Here is a 20,102-nt window from a genome sequence, read left to right on the forward strand (position 1 = left end):
GATCACAACGCAACCCCACTGCCGAGCGCGATCAGCCATGGAACGAACCTCGACCCTGAACACCCCGGCCCTGGAAAAAACCAGCGGCTGGATCAACGGTTTTATCGGCGTGGTGATTTTCAGCGGCTCACTGCCGGCCACGCGCCTGGCGGTGCTGGAATTCGACCCGGTGTTTCTCACGGTGCTGCGTGCGGCCATCGCCGGCGTGCTGGCCGTGGCCTTGCTTTGGCTGTTTCGCGAACGGCGCCCGGCGCGCAATCAGTGGTTGTCGTTGCTCATCGTGGCGCTCGGTGTGGTGCTCGGCTTTCCGCTGCTGACGGCATTGGCCCTGCAACACGTGACGTCGGCGCATTCGATTGTGTTTGTCGGATTATTGCCATTGGCCACGGCGATTTTCGGCGTGCTGCGTGGCGGCGAGCGTCCGCGACCGGTGTTCTGGATGTTTTCCGTGCTGGGCAGTGCGCTGGTAGTGGGCTACGCGATCTCTCAGGGGCTGACCGCCTCGCCGACCGGCGATTTGCTGATGCTCGCAGCGATTGTGGCCTGCGGCCTCGGCTACGCCGAAGGCGCGAAGCTGTCGCGCAGCCTCGGCGGCTGGCAGGTGATTTGCTGGGCGCTGGTGTTGGCGTTGCCGCTGATGGCGCTGCTGAGTGTGTGGCTGGCGCCCGCCTCGTTCGGCCAGATCAGCCTGTCGGCGTGGCTGTGTCTGGCGTATGTGTCGTTGTTCAGCATGCTGATCGGGTTTGTGTTCTGGTATCGCGGTCTGGCCCAGGGCGGGATCGCTGCGGTCGGTCAGTTGCAGTTGCTGCAACCGTTTTTCGGTCTGGCACTGGCGGCGACATTGCTGCACGAACACGTCAGCCTCGGCATGCTCGCGGTGACCTTGGGTGTGATCGTGTGCGTGGCCGGGGCGAAGAAATTCGCCAAGTAATCCTCAAGAACCGGCCTTCCATTCCCGCGGACTGAGGCCAGTCTTGCGCCGAAATGCCCGGGCCAGCGCCGACGGACTTTCGTAGCCGACTTCCTCGGCGATCAGCGCAATCGGCTTGCCTTCGCGCAGCCGTTTCTGCGCCAGACTGACCCGCCAGCTCAGCAGATAATCAGCGGGCGTCTGCCCGACCACGCGGCGAAACTGCTCGGCAAAACTGGCGCGAGACATGTTCGCCAGGGTCGCCAGTTCGGCCACGCTCCACGGCGTTTGCGGTTGCTCATGCATCAGGTTCAAGGCCCGCGATAAACGTGCGTCCGCCAGCCCGGCGATCATCCCCGGTTGTTGCTCACGGCTGCTGATCAGATGACGCAACAATAAAATCACCAGCAGCTCGAACAGCCGATCCATCACCGCCATCCGCCCGCAATGCCCCTCGAAAGCCTCTCTGAACAGCCATTCGACGGTGCTCGCCAGTTCAGGGATCTCACTCAGTTTCAGCACCAGATAATCCGGCAGCGCGGCGGCCAGGGCATTGCCCGAACCGCCGTCAAAGGTCAGCGTCGCGCACACCACCTGGCTGTGCATGGCTTCGTCGGCAAACATCCGATGGGCAAACGGTCGGGGAAAGAAAATCAGCGACGGTTCGGTGAGATGAATCTCGCGCTCACTGCCCGGCTTGATCCGCAACTCGCCGGCCTGTAGCAGATGCACATGGCCGACTGGCTCGTCCTCATGCATGGCGACACCGCAGAACGTGCCGCTGTGAAAGGTCCCGGCATTCACGCCGAAATGGCTGAGCAAGGTGGACAAGCGATCCATGGGTGACTCCCGTCGACAGATCTGGACGATCTGTCGCATATCCTCGACGATTTGCCGCCAAAGCGCCACCCGCGCTCCCTACCATTCAATCCATCGCCGCTGCACTTCGTAGCGGACTTTCGGAGAATCACCATGAGCCGCATCAACACCATCAGCCTCGACACCGCCACCGACGCCACCCGCACTGTGCTGGAAGGCGTGAAGAAGAAAATCGGCTTCCTGCCGAACCTGTTCGCGACCTTGGCCACCGCGCCGGTTGCCCTCGACACCTATGTGCAAGCCTCGGCCATCCTCGGCAAGACTTCGCTGAGCGCCCAGCAAAAAGAAGCGGTGTACCTCGCCACTTCGCAGGCCAACGGTTGCGACTACTGCCTGGCGGCGCACACCTTGTTTGCCGGCAAGTCGGGGCTGTCGGCGCAGGACATCGTCGCGGCGCGTCAGGGCGAACTCAATGCTTATGCCGCCCTCGCCCGTCAACTGTCAGAAAGCCGTGGTCATCTGAGCGACGCGCAGATCGCTGCCGCCCGTGCCGCCGGTATCGATGACGTGAAAATCATCGAAGTGATTGCCCTGGTGGCGGTTCAGACCTTGACCAACTACCTGAACAACACCGCGCTGACGGAGATTGATTTCCCGGCCATCGACGCTTGATAAACGGCGGGATCGAATCGGTGGCGAGGGAGCATGCCCTCTCGCCACAAATCGTTTGGCCGTGCCATGATGCTCGCAGGCTCGAATCGTCTGCGCTGCAAACGAATGTCTGGTGCTCTGAAACCAAACACCACACGCACGGGTCTTTCTTCACAGGCTGACGTCAGGAAAGACAAGGACCCTATGACAAACTGGTTGCAAGACAACGGCGAGATGGCCGAGCAGATTCGCCGTCACGACTGGGTGAACACGCCACTCGGCCCGCTGGAGCACTGGCCCGACGTGCTCAAGACCACCGTCTCGCTGAGTCTCGCTTCGCATTTTCCTCAGGCGATCGTCTGGGGCCCTGAACTGATCACCCTCTTCAACGACGCGTTCCGGCCGATCCTCGGCAACAAACCGCAGGCGCTCGGGCGTCCTTTCAGCACAGTCTGGCAAGAAGCCTGGCGCGAGATCAGCCCGATTGCCGACGCTGCTTTCGCCGGCAAAGCCACCTACATCGAAAACTTTCCACTGGTGGTGGAACGCGGTGCCGGCCCGGAACAGGCGTATTTCACGTTTTGCTACAGCCCGATTCGCGACTCCCAAGGCCACGTCGTCGGCCTGCTCGACACCGTCACCGAAACCACTCAAACGGTTTTTCTCAACCAGCGCCTCGCTGTGCTGGAGGCGATCGGCAACGCGGTGACCAACGCCAGCGACGCCCAGGCGATTCTCGCCGCGAGCACGCGCCTGATGGTCGAGCACCTTAATCTGTCCAACTGCGCCTATGCCGACATGGATGCCGACGAGGATGGCTTCACCATTCGCGGCGACTTTGCTGCGGCGGGTTCGCCAAGCATCGTCGGCCATTACAGCCTGCGCGACTTCGGCGAAAAAGCCGTGACCCTGCTGCACGCCGGCCAGCCGTTGATCATCCACGACAACCGCGCCGAACTGCCGCCTGAGGAATCGGCGACATTCCAGGCCATCGGCCTCACCGCGACCATTTGTATGCCGCTGATCAAGCAAGGCCGATTGACCGCGCTGATGGCCATTCACGACAAGCATCCACGCGCCTGGTCACGGTTCGAACAGGCGCTGTTGAGTGAAGTGACCGAACGCTGTTGGGCGCACATTGAGCGCGTGCGCGCCGACGCCGAAGTGCGTCAGGGCTTGCTGGCACTGGAGGAACTCAATGCCACGCTGGAGCAGCGGGTCGAGGAGCGCAGCGTGCGCCTGGCCCATGCCGAATCGGCGTTGCGCCAGTCGCAGAAACTCGAAGCCATCGGCCAGCTCACCGGCGGCGTGGCCCATGACTTCAACAACCTGCTGACGATCATTCGTTCCTCGGTGGACTTCCTGCGGCTGCCGAACCTCTCGGACGAGCGCCGACAGCGCTACATGCGCGCGGTGTCCGACACCGTCGAACGCGCGGCGAAACTGACCAGCCAACTGCTCGCCTTCGCCCGCCGCCAGCCGCTGAACCCGGAAGTCGTCGATGCTGGAGAACGGCTGGCGAACATTGGCGAAATGCTCGAATCAGTAACTGGCGCGCAGATTCATATCAGCGTCGAGCGCCCGGATCAGCCGTGCTACATCCGCGCCGACCTGAGCCAGTTCGAGACCGCGCTGATCAACATTGCCCTCAACGCCCGCGATGCCATGGACGGTCAGGGTCTGCTGAAACTGCGATTGGAGGGCGGCAAACCGTTGCCGGCGATTCGTGCGCATGCCGGCTCACGCAGTCCGTTCGTGGCAATTACCCTGACCGATAATGGCACCGGCATCGACGCGCGAACCCTTGAGCATATTTTCGAACCTTTCTTCACCACCAAGGATGTCGGCAAAGGCACCGGCCTGGGGCTGTCGCAGGTGTTCGGCTTTGCCAAGCAATCGGGGGGTAACGTCGACGTCTCCAGCGTGGTCGGCGAAGGCACCGTGTTTACCCTGTACCTGCCGCAAGTCAGCGCCAGTGTGGTCGCAACGCCGGCGGAGATCGACGTCGAGGAAACGCCGCTGGGGGATGTGCGCCGTCGGGTGTTGGTGGTCGAGGACAATCTCGACGTCGGTCGTTTCGCCCAGCAGATCCTTGAGGATCTGGGTTACGAAACCACTTGGGCGACCAACGCCGAAGAAGCGTTGCAACTGCTGGGCGCCGATGCCATGGCGTTCGACGCGGTGTTTTCCGACGTGGTGATGCCGGGCATCAGCGGCGTCGCGCTGGCCAAAGAGCTGCGCCAGCGACGTCCGGACCTGCCGGTGGTGCTGACCTCGGGCTACAGCGAAGAACTGGCGCGCAGCGGTTATGAAGGTTACGACTTTCTGCCCAAACCCTACTCCGCTGATCAGGTCTCGCGCATTCTCGGCAAGACCTGGCTCAAGGGCTGATCGACGCCCGACTCAGTCGTGATCGACACCGGCACGCTTGAGCAACTTCTTGCAGCGCTCCGACAAATGAAACACCTGCACATGCTTGCCAGCCTTGGCGTAGCGTTCGCGCAGGGTTTTCAACGCGGCGATGGCCGAGTAATCGACGAAGCTCAGATGACGACAGTCCAGGGTGACTTTTTCCGGATCGTTGGCCGGGTCGAACTGGTTGAGAAACGGCGTGGTCGAGGCGAAGAACAGGGTGCCGTGCAGGCGATAGAGTTTGCTGCCGTCGCTTTCCAGATGCTCATCGGCGTACAGCTCGCGGGCTTGCTGCCAGGCGAAATTGAGCGCGGCGATGATGATCCCGCACAGCACCGCCGTGGCCAGATCGGTGAACACGGTGATTGTGGTCACGGCGATGATCACCAGCACATCGTTGAGCGGGACCTTGTTCGCCACCCGCAGCGACGCCCAGGCGAAGGTCTGTTGCGAGACCACGAACATCACGCCCACCAGCGCCGCCAGCGGAATGCGCTCGATCAGCGGCGACAGAAACAGGATGAACAGCAGAATCAGCACGCCCGCGACCACGCCGGACAAGCGCCCGCGTCCGCCGGAGCTGAGGTTGATCACGGTCTGGCCGATCATCGCGCAACCGCCCATGCCGCCGAATGCACCGGACACCACGTTCGCCGCACCGAGCGCCACGCATTCGCGATCCGGGTAGCCACGGGTTTCGGTGATTTCGTCGGTGAGGTTCAGGGTCAGCAAGGTTTCCAGCAGACCGACCAGCGCCATCAGGATTGCGTACGGAGCGATGATGCGCAGGGTGTCCAGGTTCCACGGAATGTCCGGCAGCGCGAACGTCGGCAGACCACCGGCAATGTGGGCCATGTCGCCGAGAGTGCGGGTCGGCAGGCCGAACAGATAAACCAGCAAGCCGACGCCAAGGATCGCCACCAGTGCCGGCGGCACCGCTTTGGTCAGGCGCGGCAGGATGTAGACGATGGCCATGGTCAACGCCACCAGACCGGTCATCAGGTACAGCGGCGTGCCGCTGAGCCAGTCCTCACCGCTCTTGAAATGCTCCAGTTGCGCCAGGGCAATGATGATCGCCAGACCGTTGACGAAACCGAGCATCACCGGGTGCGGGACCATGCGCACCAGTTTGCCCAGACGCAGCAGCCCGAACGCCATCATGATCAGGCCACCGAGCAGCACCGTTGCCAGCAGATACTGCACGCCCTGTTGCACCACCAGCGCGACGATGACCACGGCCATCGAACCTGCGGCACCGGAGACCATCCCCGGCCGGCCGCCGAACAGCGCGGTCAGCGTGCAAATGATGAAGGCGCCGTACAGGCCCATCAGCGGATTGAGGTGAGCCACCAGCGCAAACGCAATGCATTCGGGCAACAGGGCAAATGAGGTGGTGAGTCCGGCCAGGACATCGGCGCGCAGACGTATCGGTTTCATGGCTTACCTGACAGAGTGGCCACTGAGCATGGCCACGGATGTTCGCGAGATTTGAGGGTTGCGAATGTTACGGAATTGTCCGGGCCCGGGCCAGCAATCACTGACAGGCTTTTTGCGGTGATTTATGCTGGCGCGTTCCTGCCTTTGATCGAGTCCCGCCATGTCTTCTTTCCTGACCGCCCGTGAGGTCTGCCAGCGCTTGCGTGACGCGGCGCTGGGCGTCCTGACGCTGGAACTGCGCGAGTCTTGCGACAATAGCGGACGCGTCCTCGTCGATATCGAGGGCTGGCGCCTTTTGCTCGATTTTGAGGGCGGACGCTTGCACCACTGTGAATACGCGCAAAATGCCGATGGCCATGAAGGCACCCTCGCCACGTGGCAGCGTTACGGCACGGACCCGGTGAGTTTGCTCAGTACCTGGGAACTGGCGCAGATCGAAAAGCTATTACGCGAATCCACTCAGCCCTGACGCAAATCGAGCAGGTAGGTGTAGTAACCCGTGTCGCGCACATAACCCAATGACTCGTACAAACCCTGCGCGGTGATGTTGTCGGTGGCGGTTTCCAGCAGCATGCTTTTGGCGCCGGTTTCCAGGGCAAAGTCTCGCGCCGTGTTCATCAGCAAGCGGCCAACCCCACGACCGCGCGCAGTCGCAGCGGTGAACAGGTCACTGAGCAACCAGGCACGATGGGCGTCGATGGACGAAAATGTCGGGTACAACTGCACAAATCCCAGCGCCTGCCCTTGCTCATCCTGAGCGAGAAAAATCGCTGACTCGTTGCCCGCCATGCGCTCGGCAATGAATGCTCGCGATTGCTCGATATCCGACGGTTGCTGATAAAAACCCCTGTAGGCGTCGAACAGCTGCGCTACCGCGTCCAGATGACTCGCGTTCGCCCGCACTGCCTGAATAGCCATGGCCCTGCCCTTTTTATTGAAATGATTGAAGCAGCATAGCGTTGCTCGTCGATCAGGGTGGCTTGATCGCTATATAGTTTTGTATATTGCGAAACCGAAATCGCCAGAACCCTGCCATGCCGTCCACCAAAACCGTGTTGCCATGAGCGCCATTCGAATTCGTAACGAGCAGTTGATCCTCACCGCCGCCAGCGAAGAGTTCGCCGCCAATGGCTTCGACGCCACCCAGACCCGCGACATCGCTGCCCGCGCCGGGGTGCCCAAGGCCAATCTTTATTACTACTTCCAGACCAAGGAAAACCTATACGGCAAAGTGTTGCTGGGGTTTGTCGAGCCGTTGCTCGAAGCCTCGGCGGTGTTGCGCGAAAGCGATGATCCCTTGATCGGCCTTCGCGCCTACGTCGCCGCGCGGATTCGCATCGCCCGCGAACACCCGGCGATTGCCAAAGTATTCAGCGGCGAGTTGCTGCTGGGCGGGCGGCAATTACCCGACGAGTGCCGCGACCTGCTCCACGCCGAAGCACGGCGCAACGTCGACTGCCTGCGCAGCTGGATCGAACGCGGCTTGCTCGCACCGGTGGACCCGGAGCATCTGATGCTGTTCATCTGGTCGGCCACGCGCACGTACACCAACATTGGCTGGCAGATAGGCCGGATCATGGAGCGCGAAGTGCCGCAGGATGAGGATTACGAACGGGCGGCGGAAACGATTACGCGGATGGTGCTGGAAGGCGTGGTGGTGCCGCCACGGCGGGTTGGAGAGATTCGTGGGGTTTTGTTTGCGACTTGAAGAGCAGAGAGGCCTGACTCACACGGCCCCTGTGGGAGTGAGCTTGCTTGCGAAAGGAGTGGGTCATTCGAACATCATCGTCTGACCCAGCGCCATCGCTAGCAGGGCTAGCTCCCACAGGGTTTATGCGTGTGTGTATGTGTGCGGTTAGAAGGTGATGTCGGCGGCGGGTTTTACGTCGATTCGTGCTACGGAGCCGGTCAGGTGCGCGAGGTCTTTGTTGTGTTCGGCAATGATGTCTTCGGCGCTCATGTTGCCGTTGTCGACGGTGGAATGCGCGTCGCCGGCGAGCACCACGTCGTAGCCCAGTTGATGGGCCTGGCGCACGGTGGCGTTGACGCAGTAGTCGGTCTGCAGGCCGCAGATGACCAGGCGCTCGAAGTCCTCGCTCGGCAGCAGTTTGCGCAGGTCGGTCTGGTAGAAAGAATCCCGCGTGGTCTTGCCTACGCGCAAGTCGCTGGCGGCGGTTGCCAGACCTTTGGCCAGTTGCCAGCCTTCGGCGCCGCGAGCCAGCGGACTGTCGGCTTCTTCGTGTTGAATCAGCACCACAGGCACGCCAGCCTTGCGCGCGCGGGTGCTGAGGGCATTGATTCTGTCGATGATGTTATGGATGTCGTGGCACTGATACTCGCCCGAGCAGAGGGCATGCTGGACGTCGATGATCAGTAATGCAGTGGTCATGATGAGCCTTCCTTGATCAGTCCTTGGAACAGGGGCGGACCTGAGCCCGCCCCCTTTTTACGCGTATCAGTAACCCAGTGACAAGCCGGTATTGCGCCGTGGATCGTTGGCGCCGTAGAAACGGTTTTTGCCGACCGGTTTACCGCCCAGCGAAGGCGCCCCCACCAGAATCGCCGCGATGTGGTTGGCATCCTGCGGCCCGGCGAACTTGTGGCCCCAGCTTTCGAGGATTTTCTTCGTGTCCGGGCTGGCGGCGAAGTCTTCGAGGTTGGTTTCTTCCGGCATCCATTGCTGGTGGAAACGCGGCGCGTCGACGGCTTCCTGCAAGCCCATGCCGTAGTCAATGACGTTGAGCATGGTCAGCAAGGTCGCGGTGATGATGCGGCTGCCACCCGGCGTGCCGACAACCATCACCACTTTGCCGTCCTTGGTGACGATGGTCGGACTCATCGACGACAGCGGCGCTTTGCCCGGAGCGATGGCATTGGCTTCGCCCTGGACCAGACCGTACATGTTCGGCACGCCGACCTTGGAGGTGAAGTCGTCCATTTCATCGTTGAGGATGACCCCGGTCTTGCTCGCCATGACGCCGGCGCCGAACCAGTCGTTGAGGGTATAGGTGACCGAGACCGCATTGCCCCACTTGTCGACGATCGAATAGTGGGTGGTGTTGCTGCCTTCGTGGGGCGCGACGCCGGGTTTCAACTCCGCCGACACGCCAGCCTTCTGCGGCTGGATCGCTTCACGCAGCTTGGTCGCGTAATTCTTGTCGAGCAGGTGCTCGATCGGATTTTTGACGAAATCCGGGTCGCCGAGGTAGCTGTTGCGATCCACGTAAGCGTGGCGCATGGCTTCGATCTGATAGTGCATGCCCTGGGCCGAATGGAAGCCCAGGTCCTTCATCGGATAGCCTTCAAGGATGTTCATGATCTGGCAAATCACCACCCCGCCGGAACTCGGCGGCGGCGCGGACACCACGTGGTAGCCACGGTAATCGCACTCCACCGGGGCCAGTTCGCGGGTCTTGTATTTGTCGAGGTCGGCCTGGGTGATGATGCCTTTGTTGGCCTGACTCGAAGTGACGATGGCATCAGCCACCCAGCCTTTGTAGAAGCCGTCGGCGCCCTTTTCGGAAATCGTGCGCAGGGTTTTACCGAGGTCCTTCTGCACCAGTTTTTGCCCGACCTGCATCGGCTCACCGTTGTGCAGGAAGATCGACCCGGAATCGCGCATGTCCTTCTTGAACACGTCGGTGGCATATTCGAGCAGCTCGACGTCGCCCTGCTCCAGCGCGAAACCGTCTTCCGCCAGTTTGATCGCAGGGGCAATCATCTCCTTGCGCGGTTTGGTGCCGTACTTGCTCAGCGCCAGTTCCATCCCGGACACGGTACCCGGAACGCCAACGGCCAGGTGGCCACGGGTGCTCAAGTCGGGAATGACGTTGCCTTCCTTGTCCAGGTACATGTTCGCGGTGGCAGCCAGCGGGGCTTTTTCGCGGAAATCGAGGAAGGTCTTGCGCCCGTCCGCCAGTTGAATGGTCATGAAACCGCCACCACCGAGGTTACCGGCTGCGGGATAGACCACCGCCAGCGCATAACCCACGGCAACCGCCGCGTCCACGGCGTTGCCACCACTTTTCAATACGTCGACGCCGACGTGAGTGGCCAAATGTTGCGCGGTCACGACCATGCCGTTTTCTGCGGCAACCGGTGCCACGGAAGCGGCATGGGCCATGAGGCAGCTGAGGGCCAGTGAGGTCGCTATCAGCGATTTTGCAAAAGGTTCGTACTTCATGAGTCGATCTCTTTTTTTGTTTTTCAGGGGCTGAAACTGCGGGGGAACACTTCAAGAGCACCAAGCAGTATGGTCGGCTTTGCGTATTGCGCCTCCCCGATCAGGCAGTATGCTGGGCGCTGTTGTTGCCCTGATCCGGAGTCTGTCCCCATGTCCTACACGTTCATCACCCTGCCCTCGCCCGTTGGCGAGTTGAAGCTGGTCGCGAACGGCTCAAGACTGGCCGCCATCCTCTGGGAAAACGACAAGCCGAACCGGGTACGCCTCGGCCCCATGAGCGAAGCAGCGGACAATCCGATCCTGGTGAAAACCGCTCGACAGCTGGAAGAATATTTCGCCGGCACGCGGAACAGCTTCGACCTGGACCTGGCTTTCGCCGGCACCGAGTTTCAGCAAAAAGTCTGGGCGGCGCTGCTGACCATCCCGTTTGGCGAAACACGCACCTACAGCCAGATCGCCGAGCAGATCGGCAACCCCACTGCGGTGCGGGCAGTGGGCGCGGCGAATGGGCGCAATCCGATTTCCATCGTCGCGCCGTGTCACCGGGTGATCGGCGCGTCAGGGAAACTGACCGGGTTTGCCGGAGGGCTGGAAGCGAAAGAACGCCTGTTGACGCTTGAGGGCGGCCAGTGGTCAGCGGTTGGCAAGACCGGTCAGCTGTTCTGAATCAGGCACCGAACAGGTTATTCATCGCCGCATACTGCAACAGCATGATGGTCTTGGCGTCGCAGATTTCGCCGCGCTGAAACGCCGCCAGCGCCTCATCGAAGCCCCACTCCAGCACCTCCAGCTCCTCGGTCTCTTCCTCCAGGCCGCCACCGTCGCTGACCTTCGACGCCGCATCGTATTCGGCAATGAAAAAGTGCAGTTTTTCGGTAACCGAACCGGGACTCATGTAAGCCTCGAAGACCTTTTTCACGTCGTGCACGCGATAGCCGGTTTCTTCCTCGGCCTCATCGCGAATCCGCTGTTCCGGCGCGGCACCTTCCAGCAACCCAGCCGCCACTTCGATCAGCAAGCCGTCATGACCGTTGACGAACACCGGCAAACGGAACTGGCGCGTCAGCACGACGCTGCGCTTGGCGCGATTGAACAGCAAAATCGCCGCGCCATTGCCACGGTCGTACACCTCGCGAGTCTGACGCTGCCACTCGCCGTTGTTGCGGCGGTAATCGAAGGTGATTTTTTTCAGCAGATACCAGTCTTGGGACAACACCTGAGTGTCGACGATGTTGACCCGTTCAGCTGTGTTGGGCATGACGCCTGATCCTTATTTATCTGGTAAGTGGCTATGACCGAATAATCTCAACAAAAAAAGCCCGGCAGCGCTACCGGGCTTCACCATTTGAACAAAGTGCGTCGTTATTGGAAGTCGACGTCGAAGGCCTGATAAAACGCGTTGCCGGTGTTGGCAACGATCCACATCAGCACGATGACGTGACGGCCCTTCTTGCTGGTCGGCAGTTTCACTTCATGCTCGACTTTGGCCTTTAACTCACCCGCATGGCTGTAGTACGGCACCTGCGGATAGAAATCCTCGAAGAACGGTTGCGCCTCCAGTTGCGCACGGCTGATGCGTTGTTTCGGGTCCCAGCCATCCTTGGTGATCAGCCAGCGGTAGCCGCGGGTTGTGTGCGGTGCGGTGTAAACCCAATTGATCTTGAGGATTTGGCCCGGCTCGACGTTGAGCAGCGGCCAGGCGAACGAACGACCCAGTTTCTGGCTCATTTCTTCATCGGTGTAGTTCACGCAGTCGCGAGCATCGGACTTGCCGCCACTGAGGATGTAGCCGTCGGCAGGTGGCGACACGCTCGCCGAATCGGTCTCGAACGGCGCAGGAAACGGCCCGGCGGCCAACGCCGGGAAGTTTTTGCCACCCTCCATCTCGTTGACCTGCCAACCACCGAGCAGACCGAGATCGATAGCCACGGCACCGCGGCTGGCTGGAGAGGTCACGCGACCGTGTTTCAGTTCAGTTTGTGCAATTGCCTGATTCATGATTTTTCACTCCGTTGATTTAAGAACTCTCCTTCCCGAGGAGAGGCCTTCAAGCTAACGGAGGTGGTTTTTTTGTCCATCGGCGGTTTTGTCGCAGTCATCCGGCGGACAATCAGCAAACGCAGCAAATACTGGATGAATATACAGTCTATTACGACAACGCCCACCCTACGATGAGCGAAAAGATTACACGGCAAAGCTGCAAAAACTGCCATTCGGTACTCAAGGCAACTGCGCTTTGAATTCCTTTTCGTACTCTGCGGCGAGTTGGACTTTCTGTTTTTCGTTGAGCAATTTGCCGGCCATCTGGAAAAATTTCTGCTCTTCTTCCTTGAGGTGGTGATGCACCTTGTCAGAGAGCTTTTTCGCCGTGGCCAGCCAGGCCGGACTGGACATCTCGGTCTCGTCCAGCTCTTCCATCATCTCGTCCATTTCATGGTGCTCGGATATGGCGTGGCGACTCAGGTCAACGCCGTTATCGAACGCCATCAATGGAATGTAAAAATGACGCTCTTCCGCCGTTTCATGGGCCTGCAATTCGGCCTTGAGCTGTTTATAGGCTTCAACTCTTTCCGGGGTATCGCCGCTGGTTTCGATCAGGCTTTTGGCATAGGAACGCTGGCGGTCGTGGCTTTCGCGAAGAGCTTCAAAAATATTCATGGGATGTCCTCATCAACCGCGTTCGAAATGACGCTGTAATGCCTAGACCCCGGCGCGCGAACGGCGGTTCCACTTGGGTTAAGCAAGCGCTTGGAAGATTGGCGTCGGGCACGTTAGGCTGCGGGTTCAACCACAAGGAAGTCAGGCATGAACCTGCGTATCGAGTTGTCGCAAGACCCCACCGAAGAACAACGCACCGCCATTCTGGCGCCACTGCGTGCTTATAACGTCGCCAAGGCTGGACCCTCGGCCATGGAGACGATCGCGCTGTTGGTGCGCGATGAGCACGACGCGATTCTCGGCGGCCTGTGGGGCCACACGTTTTATCGGTGGATGTTCATTGATCTGCTCGCGGTGCCGGAGCAAGGACGGGGTCAGGGCATTGGCTCGAAGCTGATGCAAATGGCCGAAACGACAGCGCGGGACAAGGAATGCGTGGGCATCTGGCTGGACACTTTCGATTTCCAGGCGCCGGAGTTCTACAAGAAGATGGGGTTCAGCCAGTGCGGGGAAATCGCCGATTATCCGCTGGGGCATAAGCGGCATTTCTTCCAGAAGCGGCTGATCGGTTGAAGCTCCTGGCGCCTTCGCGAGGCTTGGTCGCGAAAGCGCCAGGAGCTTCAACGCAGGCTCAGAGGCAAGTTGCCAACGCCGCCAAGCGGCGCTTGGCAACAAAGTCATCCTTCTGCGCGTAGTAATTCAGCGTCGTCCCCGAGGACTCGGTGATGACATCGACAAACGACTCCGCCGAACGCGTGTAAACCGTTGTACCGCCAGACTTGCGCGGTTCCAGATACGCCGCTGCATCCACACTGAATACCGCTTCGTCCTGCCAGCCGAACTGCACACACTGGGCCACGACTTTCTCGGCTTTGTCCGACGTCAGCACTTTATAAGGGGCTTTGGTGCGCGCATCGTCCATCACCGAACCCGCGCAACCGGCCAACAGCGTCGCTGCCAGCGCAACCATCAGAATTCGCATTGCCTTCGCTCATTCAGAAAAAAGCGGACTGTATCACTGCAACCAGCAGAATCGTTCTGCTTTACTGCATTTATAGCGCGACACACGTCGACCGCTGCGGCAACCTACGGTCATCAGCCTCACAAGGAAACGCTATGGCGCCCACTGACCAGCGACATGAACACGCCCTGAAACTGTTTCTTGAAGCACGTCCCGAACTGCGTGACACCCTCGATAACCTCAACCCGTTACTGGCCCAGGCCAAGGGCGAAACCCAGGCGCAATATCGCGAAGAGCGACTGCATGAGGCGTTCGAAGCCGAGGCGGAAAGTCTCGGTCTGTTTGCCTGGGAATTGACCCTGCAACTGACCGCCGAGACACCGGAGGAATACCAGGCGCAGCGTCTTGAAGTGCACCGTGAAGTCGCGGAGATGGCCGGAATGGATTGGCTGGAATATTGCGATCTGTATGGCATAGCCCCGTAACCGTCGACCAAGGATACCGCCACCGATGCTGCCCTCCGCCTCCACCCACCGTGCCAGCCCCGGCCACTTGCACACGCAAAAGTGGCGCGGGCGCGTGGGGCTGGCGCTGGTGGCCAGCCTCTCGGTCCTGGCCGGCATGACCGACGCCATCGGTTTCATGGCCAGCGGCGACTTCGTCTCGTTCATGAGCGGCAACACCACCCGACTCGCCGTGGCGATCAGCGACGGCGACATCGGGCTGACCGGGCGTTTGTTGATCCTCGTCGCGACATTTATTGCTGGTAATGCCTTGGGCGTTGTCGTCGCGCGGGTCGGCGGACGTCGGGCACTGCCGCTTCTACTGTGTATCGCCACCCTGCTGTGCGCAGCGGCTGTCTGGCCCTATGACTCGCAACTGCCGGCGCTGCTGGCGGCGATCATCGCCATGGGCATGCTGAACGCGTCAGTGGAGGAAGTGAATGGTTTGCCGGTCGGTCTGACGTATGTCACCGGTGCCTTGTCGCGATTCGGCCGTGGATTGGGCCGCTGGATGCTCGGCGAACGCCGCAGCGGCTGGCGGGTGCAACTGGTGCCGTGGAGCGGGATGTTTATCGGCGCGATCCTGGGAGCGGTGCTGGAACACCATTTTGGACTCCAGGCGATGTTCGCCAGCGGCTTGCTCGCCGCGATGATCGGGCTGCTCTCCCTGAAGATCCCGCGCCGCTGGCAACTGGGCTACATGCCGCGCTGAGTGTCGTTTGCCCAACCTGTAGGAGCTGTCGAGTGAAACGAGGCTGCGATCTTTTGATGTGGTTGTCCAGGATCAAAAGATCGCAGCGGGCCGCAGCTCCTACAGGGTCGTGTTTGCTCGGAAGAGCTGCGGCACGCCAAGATCCAATGCTTTATCATGGCCGCAGTCTTGCTGATCGAGTCCGTCATGAAGTTCGCCATCGCGCTGTTTTCCGCCGCCCACGCGCCCTCCTCGCGCCGCGCCCTGCTGTTTGCACAGGCTGCGCTGGCCGGTGGGCATGAAATTGTCCGGCTGTTTTTCTATCAGGACGGCGTCTACAACGCCTCCGATGCGGTGGTCACCCCGCAGGACGAACTGGACTTGCCCAAACAATGGCGCACTTTCATCAGCGAGCAAAAGCTGGACGGCGTGGTGTGCATCGCCGCCGCCCTGCGTCGCGGAGTGCTGAACAGCGAAGAAGCCAAGCGTTATCAGCGTGAAGCGATTTCGGTCAGCGCGCCGTGGGAATTGTCCGGCCTCGGTCAGTTGCATGACGCCGTGCAAGACGCCGACCGCCTGATCTGTTTCGGAGGTGCGTGAGATGGCCAAATCCCTGTTAATCATTAGCCGACAGTCGCCATGGTCCGGTCCCGGTGCCCGCGAAGCGCTGGACATCGTCCTGGCCGGCGGCGCCTTCGATCTGCCGATCGGCCTGCTGTTTCTCGATGACGGTGTGCTGCAACTAGGCACCGGGCAAAACGCCAAGGCTTTGCAGCAGAAAGACCTCAGCGCCAACCTGCAAGCGCTACCGATGTTTGGCGTTGAAGAGCTGTTTTATTGCGCCGAAAGCGCCAGCCTTCGCGGTTTGAGCGAGCTGTCGCTGGAAGAAGCCGCGCCGCTGGACGCCGAACACATCACCGCCCTTATTGACCGCTACGACCAGGTGATCACCCTCTGATGTCGACTTTGCATATGTTGTCTCATTCTCCCTTCGGCGACGATCGCCTGAGCAGTTGCTTGCGTTTGATCGGCAGCGCTGATGCTTTGCTGTTGTCCGGCGATGCGGTTTATGCACTGCAACCGGGCACCGCGCCGTTCACCGCATTGCACACCCGCCAGATCAAATTGTTTGTCCTCGCCGAAGATGCACAGGCTCGCGCCATGGCAGTCCCCGACTGGGCCGAAGCCATCGATTACCCGGCCTTCGTCGAGCTGACGATCCACCACGACAAGGTCAACAGTTGGCTATGAACTCCATGACCGTCGGCGCCCGCGCCATCGAACTGGACAAGGACGGCTTCCTCGTCGACCTCAGCGACTGGTCGGCTGAGGTGGCCAGCGCTCTCGCCGCTGCAGAACAGCTCGAATTGACGCCCGAACATTGGGAAGTCCTCGAACTGCTGCGCAGCTTCTACGCAGAGTTCCAGCTGTCGCCGGCCACGCGCCCGCTGATCAAGTACACCGCGCTGAAACTCGGTCCGGAAAAAGGCAACAGCCTGCACCTGAACCGCCTGTTCAAAGGCACCCCTGCCAAACTCGCCGCGAAACTGGCGGGCCTGCCCAAACCGACGAATTGCTTATGACCGACTTCCCAGCGCTGACCCTCGAAACACCTGCCGAGCACCCGTTCGCCCAGTTCGTGCGCATCCTCGGCAAAGGCAAACGCGGTGCGCGCGACCTCACTCGCGAGGAAGCCCGAGAAGCCATGGGCATGGTGCTCGACGACAAGGTCGAAGACACTCAGCTCGGCGCCTTTCTGATGTTGCTGCGGCACAAGGAAGAAAGCGCCGAGGAAATGGCCGGTTTCACCGAAGCCCTGCGCGCACGTTTGCAGGCACCTGCATTGAACGTCGATCTGGACTGGCCAACCTACGCCGGCAAGAAGCGGCATCTGCCGTGGTATCTGCTGGCAGCCAAGTGCCTGGCGCAGAACGGCGTGCGTATTTTCATGCACGGCGGCGGCGCTCACACCGCCGGGCGTCTGTACAGCGAGCAGTTGCTCGGCGAGTTGAACATTCCGTTGTGCCGCACCTGGGAACAAGTCGGCTCGGCGCTGGACAACGGTGGCCTCGCCTTCATGCCGCTGCTGGACTGGGCGCCGCAGTTGCAGAAGATGATCGACCTGCGCAACACCTTGGGCCTGCGCTCACCGATTCATTCGCTGGCGCGGATTCTCAACCCACTGGGCGCACGTTGCGGGCTGCAAAGCATCTTCCATCCGGGCTATCAGGCCGTGCACCGTGATGCCAGCGGTTTGCTCGGCGACACGGCGATTGTGGTCAAGGGTGATGGCGGCGAAATCGAGATCAACCCGGATGCCGACAGCCACTTGTACGGCACCACCGGCGGCGAGAGTTGGGACGAGGAATGGCCGCAATTGTCAGCGCAGCGCCACGTCAAACCGGCAACCCTGGACGTCGAACACCTGAAAGCCGTTTGGCGCGGCGACGTCGTCGACAGTTACCCGCAAATGGCGTTGATTGCGACCATGGCGCTGGCCTTGCGTGGTCTCGGTCAGCCCCGCGAGCAGGCGTTCGATAGCGCCCAAAAATATTGGAATAACCGAACCCGTACAATCTAAGAATATTGATGTTGCCAACCCACAAATAGGAAGAAACAGTGAGAGACGACTTTAAGGAAGAAGTAAAAAGGATACTTGCGCTGCGGGCTGGAGGGAAATGCTCAAATCCTAGCTGCCGATGCTCAACTTTCGGTCCTCGCACCGAACAGCACCAAATCGTCAACATTGGCGTAGCAGCTCATATCCATGCGGCATCGGAAGGAGGGCCGCGGTACGACAGAAACATGCTCAACGAGGATCGGGCGAGTATCAGCAATGCGATCTGGTTGTGTCAGAGCTGCGCAAAACTCATCGACAACGACGAAAAACGCTATACGCCTCAGTTGCTTCGCGAATGGAAAGCAGGCGCTGAGGATGCTGCCATTCGAGAGCTCGAACGTCGTGAGTCAGCAATCCATACGACAGCGGCGACATTTGAAACGCCTGTCCCGACCGTGCATATCAAGCTATCTCCTGTTTTTGGCGTAATAACTCCCCCAAACGATTTCAAGTTGACCATCAATCGGCTATCGGTTGCGGCCGCTAAAGAAGAGCCTCTGAAGCTGCACGTCGAACTTGTCGACTTGGAAAAATATGCAGCGGCATTTCAAGACGAAGTCCACCAAGTGAATTTTCGCGCCGATCGCCTTAAGAAGGCAGCACAAATCGCTGGCGCCATTCAATTACTTTGCTCCAAAGCGGTCCAGGACTGGCTGCCATTTGTTGTTACTGACAGCGCTGATCGCGTCAACGTCGCGCACGCGATCGTGGATTGGTATGAAAGCGGCCATGCTGCTCCCGGGACAAAGCTTGATGTCTGGCGGGACCGCCGCCCCCAGCTGAGTGCACCGGTGTATCTGTCCGAAGCCGAAGTCGCGGCGATGCTATCAAAATTCGAATTCGATTCGATGAGGGATCTGGCCATAGGCGCAGGTTGGAGGGCAGCTGACGAGTTACCGACCGAGGTCATTCTCGGTAAGGTGCTACCGCGCATCCTGATTGAAACCCAGATCAGGAACATCAATCCCGTTCAGGTAAAAGAAACGCTGGTGCTCGCTAGCTGGCACATAGGTCAAGGTTGAGACAAGGCATTGCCCTTGCCTTCTACTAGGGCAGTGCCGCTCACAAATCGATTTAACCGATCATTCGCGCCCGATCTTTGCGCTTTTTGTTCGAACTCATCGGAATAAACTCGACTCCAACGAACATTGGTTTACGGAGTCTTGATCATGGGTTTACTCGTCGATGGCCACTGGCAGGACAAGTGGTACGAAAGCAGCAAGGACGGCGCGTTCCAGCGCGAACAGGCACAACGCCGCAACTGGGTCACCGCTGACGGCCAGCCGGGTCCAAGCGGTGAAGGCGGTTTTGCCGCTGAAGCCGGGCGCTATCATCTCTACGTTTCGCTGGCCTGTCCGTGGGCGCACCGCACGCTGATCCTGCGCAAACTCAAAGGTCTGGAAAGTCTGATCGACGTTTCTGTGGTCAGCTGGCTGATGCTGGAAAACGGCTGGACCTTCGACAAGGCGCTCGGCTCGACCGGCGACAAGCTCGACAACTTCGAATTCATGCACCAGCGCTATACCGCTGACACCGCCGACTACACGGGTCGGGTCACCGTGCCGGTGCTGTGGGACAAGAAACTCAAGCGCATCGTCAGCAATGAATCGGCGGAGATCATCCGCATGTTCAACAGCGCGTTTGATGAGCTCACCGGTAACGACCTGGATTTCTACCCAGCGCCGCTGCGCAAGGAGATCGATGCGCTGAACGATCGCATCTATCCCGCCGTGAACAACGGCGTGTACCGCGCAGGTTTTGCCACCTCGCAACAGGCCTATGAAGAAGCGTTTGATGAGGTGTTTGCCGAACTCGATCACCTGGAAGGCGTTTTAGGCGCAAACCGCTATCTGAGCGGCGAATACCTGACCGAAGCGGACGTGCGCCTGTTCACCACGATGATTCGGTTTGATGCGGTGTACCACGGGCACTTCAAGTGCAACCTGCGGCGCATTGCCGATTATCCGAACCTGTCGAACTGGCTGCGGGAGATGTATCAGATGCCGGGGATTGGCGAGACGGTGGATTTCCAGCACATCAAAAATCACTACTACGGCAGCCACAAGACGATTAACCCGACCGGGATTGTGCCGAAGGGGCCGGAACAGGATTTCACCATGGCCCATGATCGGGCGCGGTTGACTGGGAAAGGGGTTTGGCGGCGGGGTTGAGATTTGTACTGTTTTTGAGCGCCCTATCGCTGGCAAGCCAGCTCCCACAGGGATTTTGGTGATGCTGAAGATTGCAGCTTCAACAC

The 20,102-nt window shown here is 60.1% G+C and carries 25 protein-coding genes; 16 read left to right on the plus strand and 9 right to left on the minus strand.

Features of this window, described 5'->3' with window-relative positions:
- Positions 1 to 37 precede the first annotated feature (37 nt).
- Positions 38 to 931, plus strand: coding sequence for a DMT family transporter (locus AC3Y64_RS17685; protein WP_489984685.1), 894 nt, complete (start codon positions 38 to 40; stop codon positions 929 to 931).
- A gap of 3 nt (positions 932 to 934) precedes the next feature.
- Here AC3Y64_RS17685 and AC3Y64_RS17690 read toward each other — a convergent pair whose 3' ends face one another.
- Complete coding sequence (locus tag AC3Y64_RS17690; RefSeq protein WP_489984686.1) at positions 935 to 1,750, minus strand: helix-turn-helix domain-containing protein; 816 nt, start codon at positions 1,748 to 1,750, stop codon at positions 935 to 937.
- Positions 1,751 to 1,882: 132 nt separating this feature from the next.
- Between AC3Y64_RS17690 and AC3Y64_RS17695 the strand changes: the two genes are divergently transcribed.
- Together AC3Y64_RS17695 and AC3Y64_RS17700 are read left to right on the plus strand one after the other, a co-directional pair.
- On the plus strand, positions 1,883 to 2,401 hold the full coding sequence (locus tag AC3Y64_RS17695) for a carboxymuconolactone decarboxylase family protein (protein WP_489984687.1): 519 nt from the start codon (positions 1,883 to 1,885) through the stop codon (positions 2,399 to 2,401).
- Positions 2,402 to 2,584: 183 nt separating this feature from the next.
- Complete coding sequence (locus tag AC3Y64_RS17700) at positions 2,585 to 4,771, plus strand: GAF domain-containing hybrid sensor histidine kinase/response regulator (protein WP_489984688.1); 2,187 nt, start codon at positions 2,585 to 2,587, stop codon at positions 4,769 to 4,771.
- Positions 4,772 to 4,783: 12 nt separating this feature from the next.
- Here the strand turns inward: AC3Y64_RS17700 and AC3Y64_RS17705 are convergent, their stop codons facing one another.
- Positions 4,784 to 6,229: a SulP family inorganic anion transporter gene (locus tag AC3Y64_RS17705; RefSeq protein ID WP_489984689.1), complete on the minus strand. Its 1,446-nt coding sequence runs from the start codon at positions 6,227 to 6,229 to the stop codon at positions 4,784 to 4,786.
- 160 nt (positions 6,230 to 6,389) lie between these two features.
- Between AC3Y64_RS17705 and AC3Y64_RS17710 the strand changes: the two genes are divergently transcribed.
- Positions 6,390 to 6,698 (plus strand): DUF7693 family protein, encoded by a 309-nt coding sequence (locus AC3Y64_RS17710; RefSeq protein ID WP_489984690.1) that lies wholly within the window; start codon positions 6,390 to 6,392, stop codon positions 6,696 to 6,698.
- On the opposite strand, the gene AC3Y64_RS17715 is transcribed toward AC3Y64_RS17710, so the two are convergent.
- The gene (locus AC3Y64_RS17715) at positions 6,689 to 7,147 is read right to left on the minus strand and encodes a GNAT family N-acetyltransferase (RefSeq protein ID WP_489984691.1); all 459 of its coding nucleotides are present in this window, start codon (positions 7,145 to 7,147) and stop codon (positions 6,689 to 6,691) included. The two genes, AC3Y64_RS17710 and AC3Y64_RS17715, sit on opposite strands and share 10 nt — an antisense overlap.
- Before the next feature lie 142 nt (positions 7,148 to 7,289).
- Between AC3Y64_RS17715 and AC3Y64_RS17720 the strand changes: the two genes are divergently transcribed.
- A complete protein-coding gene (locus AC3Y64_RS17720; RefSeq protein ID WP_489984692.1) occupies positions 7,290 to 7,937 on the plus strand; it encodes a TetR/AcrR family transcriptional regulator in 648 nt (215 codons plus the stop codon).
- A gap of 147 nt (positions 7,938 to 8,084) precedes the next feature.
- Here the strand turns inward: AC3Y64_RS17720 and AC3Y64_RS17725 are convergent, their stop codons facing one another.
- Both AC3Y64_RS17725 and ggt read right to left on the minus strand, forming a co-directional pair.
- Positions 8,085 to 8,618, minus strand: coding sequence for a cysteine hydrolase family protein (locus AC3Y64_RS17725; protein WP_489984693.1), 534 nt, complete (start codon positions 8,616 to 8,618; stop codon positions 8,085 to 8,087).
- A gap of 66 nt (positions 8,619 to 8,684) precedes the next feature.
- The gene (ggt, locus tag AC3Y64_RS17730; RefSeq protein WP_489984694.1) at positions 8,685 to 10,412 is read right to left on the minus strand and encodes a gamma-glutamyltransferase; all 1,728 of its coding nucleotides are present in this window, start codon (positions 10,410 to 10,412) and stop codon (positions 8,685 to 8,687) included.
- Between the two features lie 150 nt (positions 10,413 to 10,562).
- On the opposite strand from ggt, the gene AC3Y64_RS17735 reads away from it, so the two are divergent.
- A complete protein-coding gene (locus AC3Y64_RS17735) occupies positions 10,563 to 11,078 on the plus strand; it encodes a methylated-DNA--[protein]-cysteine S-methyltransferase (protein WP_489984695.1) in 516 nt (171 codons plus the stop codon).
- A 1-nt stretch (position 11,079) separates the two neighbouring features.
- Here AC3Y64_RS17735 and AC3Y64_RS17740 read toward each other — a convergent pair whose 3' ends face one another.
- From AC3Y64_RS17740 to AC3Y64_RS17750, 3 genes are all read right to left on the minus strand, one after another.
- Positions 11,080 to 11,670: an NUDIX domain-containing protein gene (locus AC3Y64_RS17740; protein WP_489984696.1), complete on the minus strand. Its 591-nt coding sequence runs from the start codon at positions 11,668 to 11,670 to the stop codon at positions 11,080 to 11,082.
- Positions 11,671 to 11,774: 104 nt separating this feature from the next.
- On the minus strand, positions 11,775 to 12,410 hold the full coding sequence (locus tag AC3Y64_RS17745; protein ID WP_489984697.1) for a lytic polysaccharide monooxygenase auxiliary activity family 9 protein: 636 nt from the start codon (positions 12,408 to 12,410) through the stop codon (positions 11,775 to 11,777).
- A gap of 222 nt (positions 12,411 to 12,632) precedes the next feature.
- A complete protein-coding gene (locus AC3Y64_RS17750) occupies positions 12,633 to 13,070 on the minus strand; it encodes a hemerythrin domain-containing protein (RefSeq protein WP_489984698.1) in 438 nt (145 codons plus the stop codon).
- Between the two features lie 147 nt (positions 13,071 to 13,217).
- On the opposite strand from AC3Y64_RS17750, the gene AC3Y64_RS17755 reads away from it, so the two are divergent.
- Entirely contained in the window at positions 13,218 to 13,643 is a 426-nt protein-coding gene (locus AC3Y64_RS17755) for a GNAT family N-acetyltransferase (protein ID WP_489984699.1), read from the plus strand.
- Between the two features lie 58 nt (positions 13,644 to 13,701).
- On the opposite strand, the gene AC3Y64_RS17760 is transcribed toward AC3Y64_RS17755, so the two are convergent.
- Positions 13,702 to 14,052, minus strand: coding sequence for a hypothetical protein (locus AC3Y64_RS17760; protein WP_489984700.1), 351 nt, complete (start codon positions 14,050 to 14,052; stop codon positions 13,702 to 13,704).
- 134 nt (positions 14,053 to 14,186) lie between these two features.
- Here AC3Y64_RS17760 and AC3Y64_RS17765 point away from each other — a divergent pair, with 134 nt between their 5' ends.
- The 9 genes from AC3Y64_RS17765 to AC3Y64_RS17805 all read left to right on the plus strand — a co-directional run bounded on the left by AC3Y64_RS17765 (position 14,187) and on the right by AC3Y64_RS17805 (position 20,016).
- Positions 14,187 to 14,516 (plus strand): DUF6388 family protein, encoded by a 330-nt coding sequence (locus tag AC3Y64_RS17765; RefSeq protein ID WP_489984701.1) that lies wholly within the window; start codon positions 14,187 to 14,189, stop codon positions 14,514 to 14,516.
- A gap of 25 nt (positions 14,517 to 14,541) precedes the next feature.
- The gene (locus AC3Y64_RS17770; protein WP_489984702.1) at positions 14,542 to 15,246 is read left to right on the plus strand and encodes a YoaK family protein; all 705 of its coding nucleotides are present in this window, start codon (positions 14,542 to 14,544) and stop codon (positions 15,244 to 15,246) included.
- Positions 15,247 to 15,432: 186 nt separating this feature from the next.
- Positions 15,433 to 15,825: a sulfurtransferase complex subunit TusD gene (gene tusD, locus AC3Y64_RS17775; protein ID WP_489984703.1), complete on the plus strand. Its 393-nt coding sequence runs from the start codon at positions 15,433 to 15,435 to the stop codon at positions 15,823 to 15,825.
- Position 15,826: 1 nt separating this feature from the next.
- Complete coding sequence (gene tusC / locus AC3Y64_RS17780; protein ID WP_489984704.1) at positions 15,827 to 16,183, plus strand: sulfurtransferase complex subunit TusC; 357 nt, start codon at positions 15,827 to 15,829, stop codon at positions 16,181 to 16,183.
- Positions 16,183 to 16,476, plus strand: coding sequence for a sulfurtransferase complex subunit TusB (tusB, locus tag AC3Y64_RS17785; protein ID WP_489984705.1), 294 nt, complete (start codon positions 16,183 to 16,185; stop codon positions 16,474 to 16,476). The genes tusC and tusB overlap by 1 nt, the downstream gene beginning before the upstream one ends.
- Complete coding sequence (locus AC3Y64_RS17790; RefSeq protein ID WP_489984706.1) at positions 16,473 to 16,808, plus strand: TusE/DsrC/DsvC family sulfur relay protein; 336 nt, start codon at positions 16,473 to 16,475, stop codon at positions 16,806 to 16,808. Before tusB ends, AC3Y64_RS17790 begins: the two co-directional genes overlap by 4 nt.
- A complete protein-coding gene (locus AC3Y64_RS17795; protein ID WP_489984707.1) occupies positions 16,805 to 17,806 on the plus strand; it encodes a glycosyl transferase family protein in 1,002 nt (333 codons plus the stop codon). Before AC3Y64_RS17790 ends, AC3Y64_RS17795 begins: the two co-directional genes overlap by 4 nt.
- A 224-nt stretch (positions 17,807 to 18,030) precedes the next feature.
- Positions 18,031 to 18,867, plus strand: coding sequence for a hypothetical protein (locus AC3Y64_RS17800; RefSeq protein ID WP_489984708.1), 837 nt, complete (start codon positions 18,031 to 18,033; stop codon positions 18,865 to 18,867).
- 147 nt (positions 18,868 to 19,014) lie between these two features.
- Positions 19,015 to 20,016, plus strand: coding sequence for a glutathione S-transferase family protein (locus AC3Y64_RS17805; protein WP_489984709.1), 1,002 nt, complete (start codon positions 19,015 to 19,017; stop codon positions 20,014 to 20,016).
- Positions 20,017 to 20,102 lie beyond the last annotated feature (86 nt).

It is taken from the genome of Pseudomonas sp. 4CAES_32.4, from assembly GCF_058136335.1.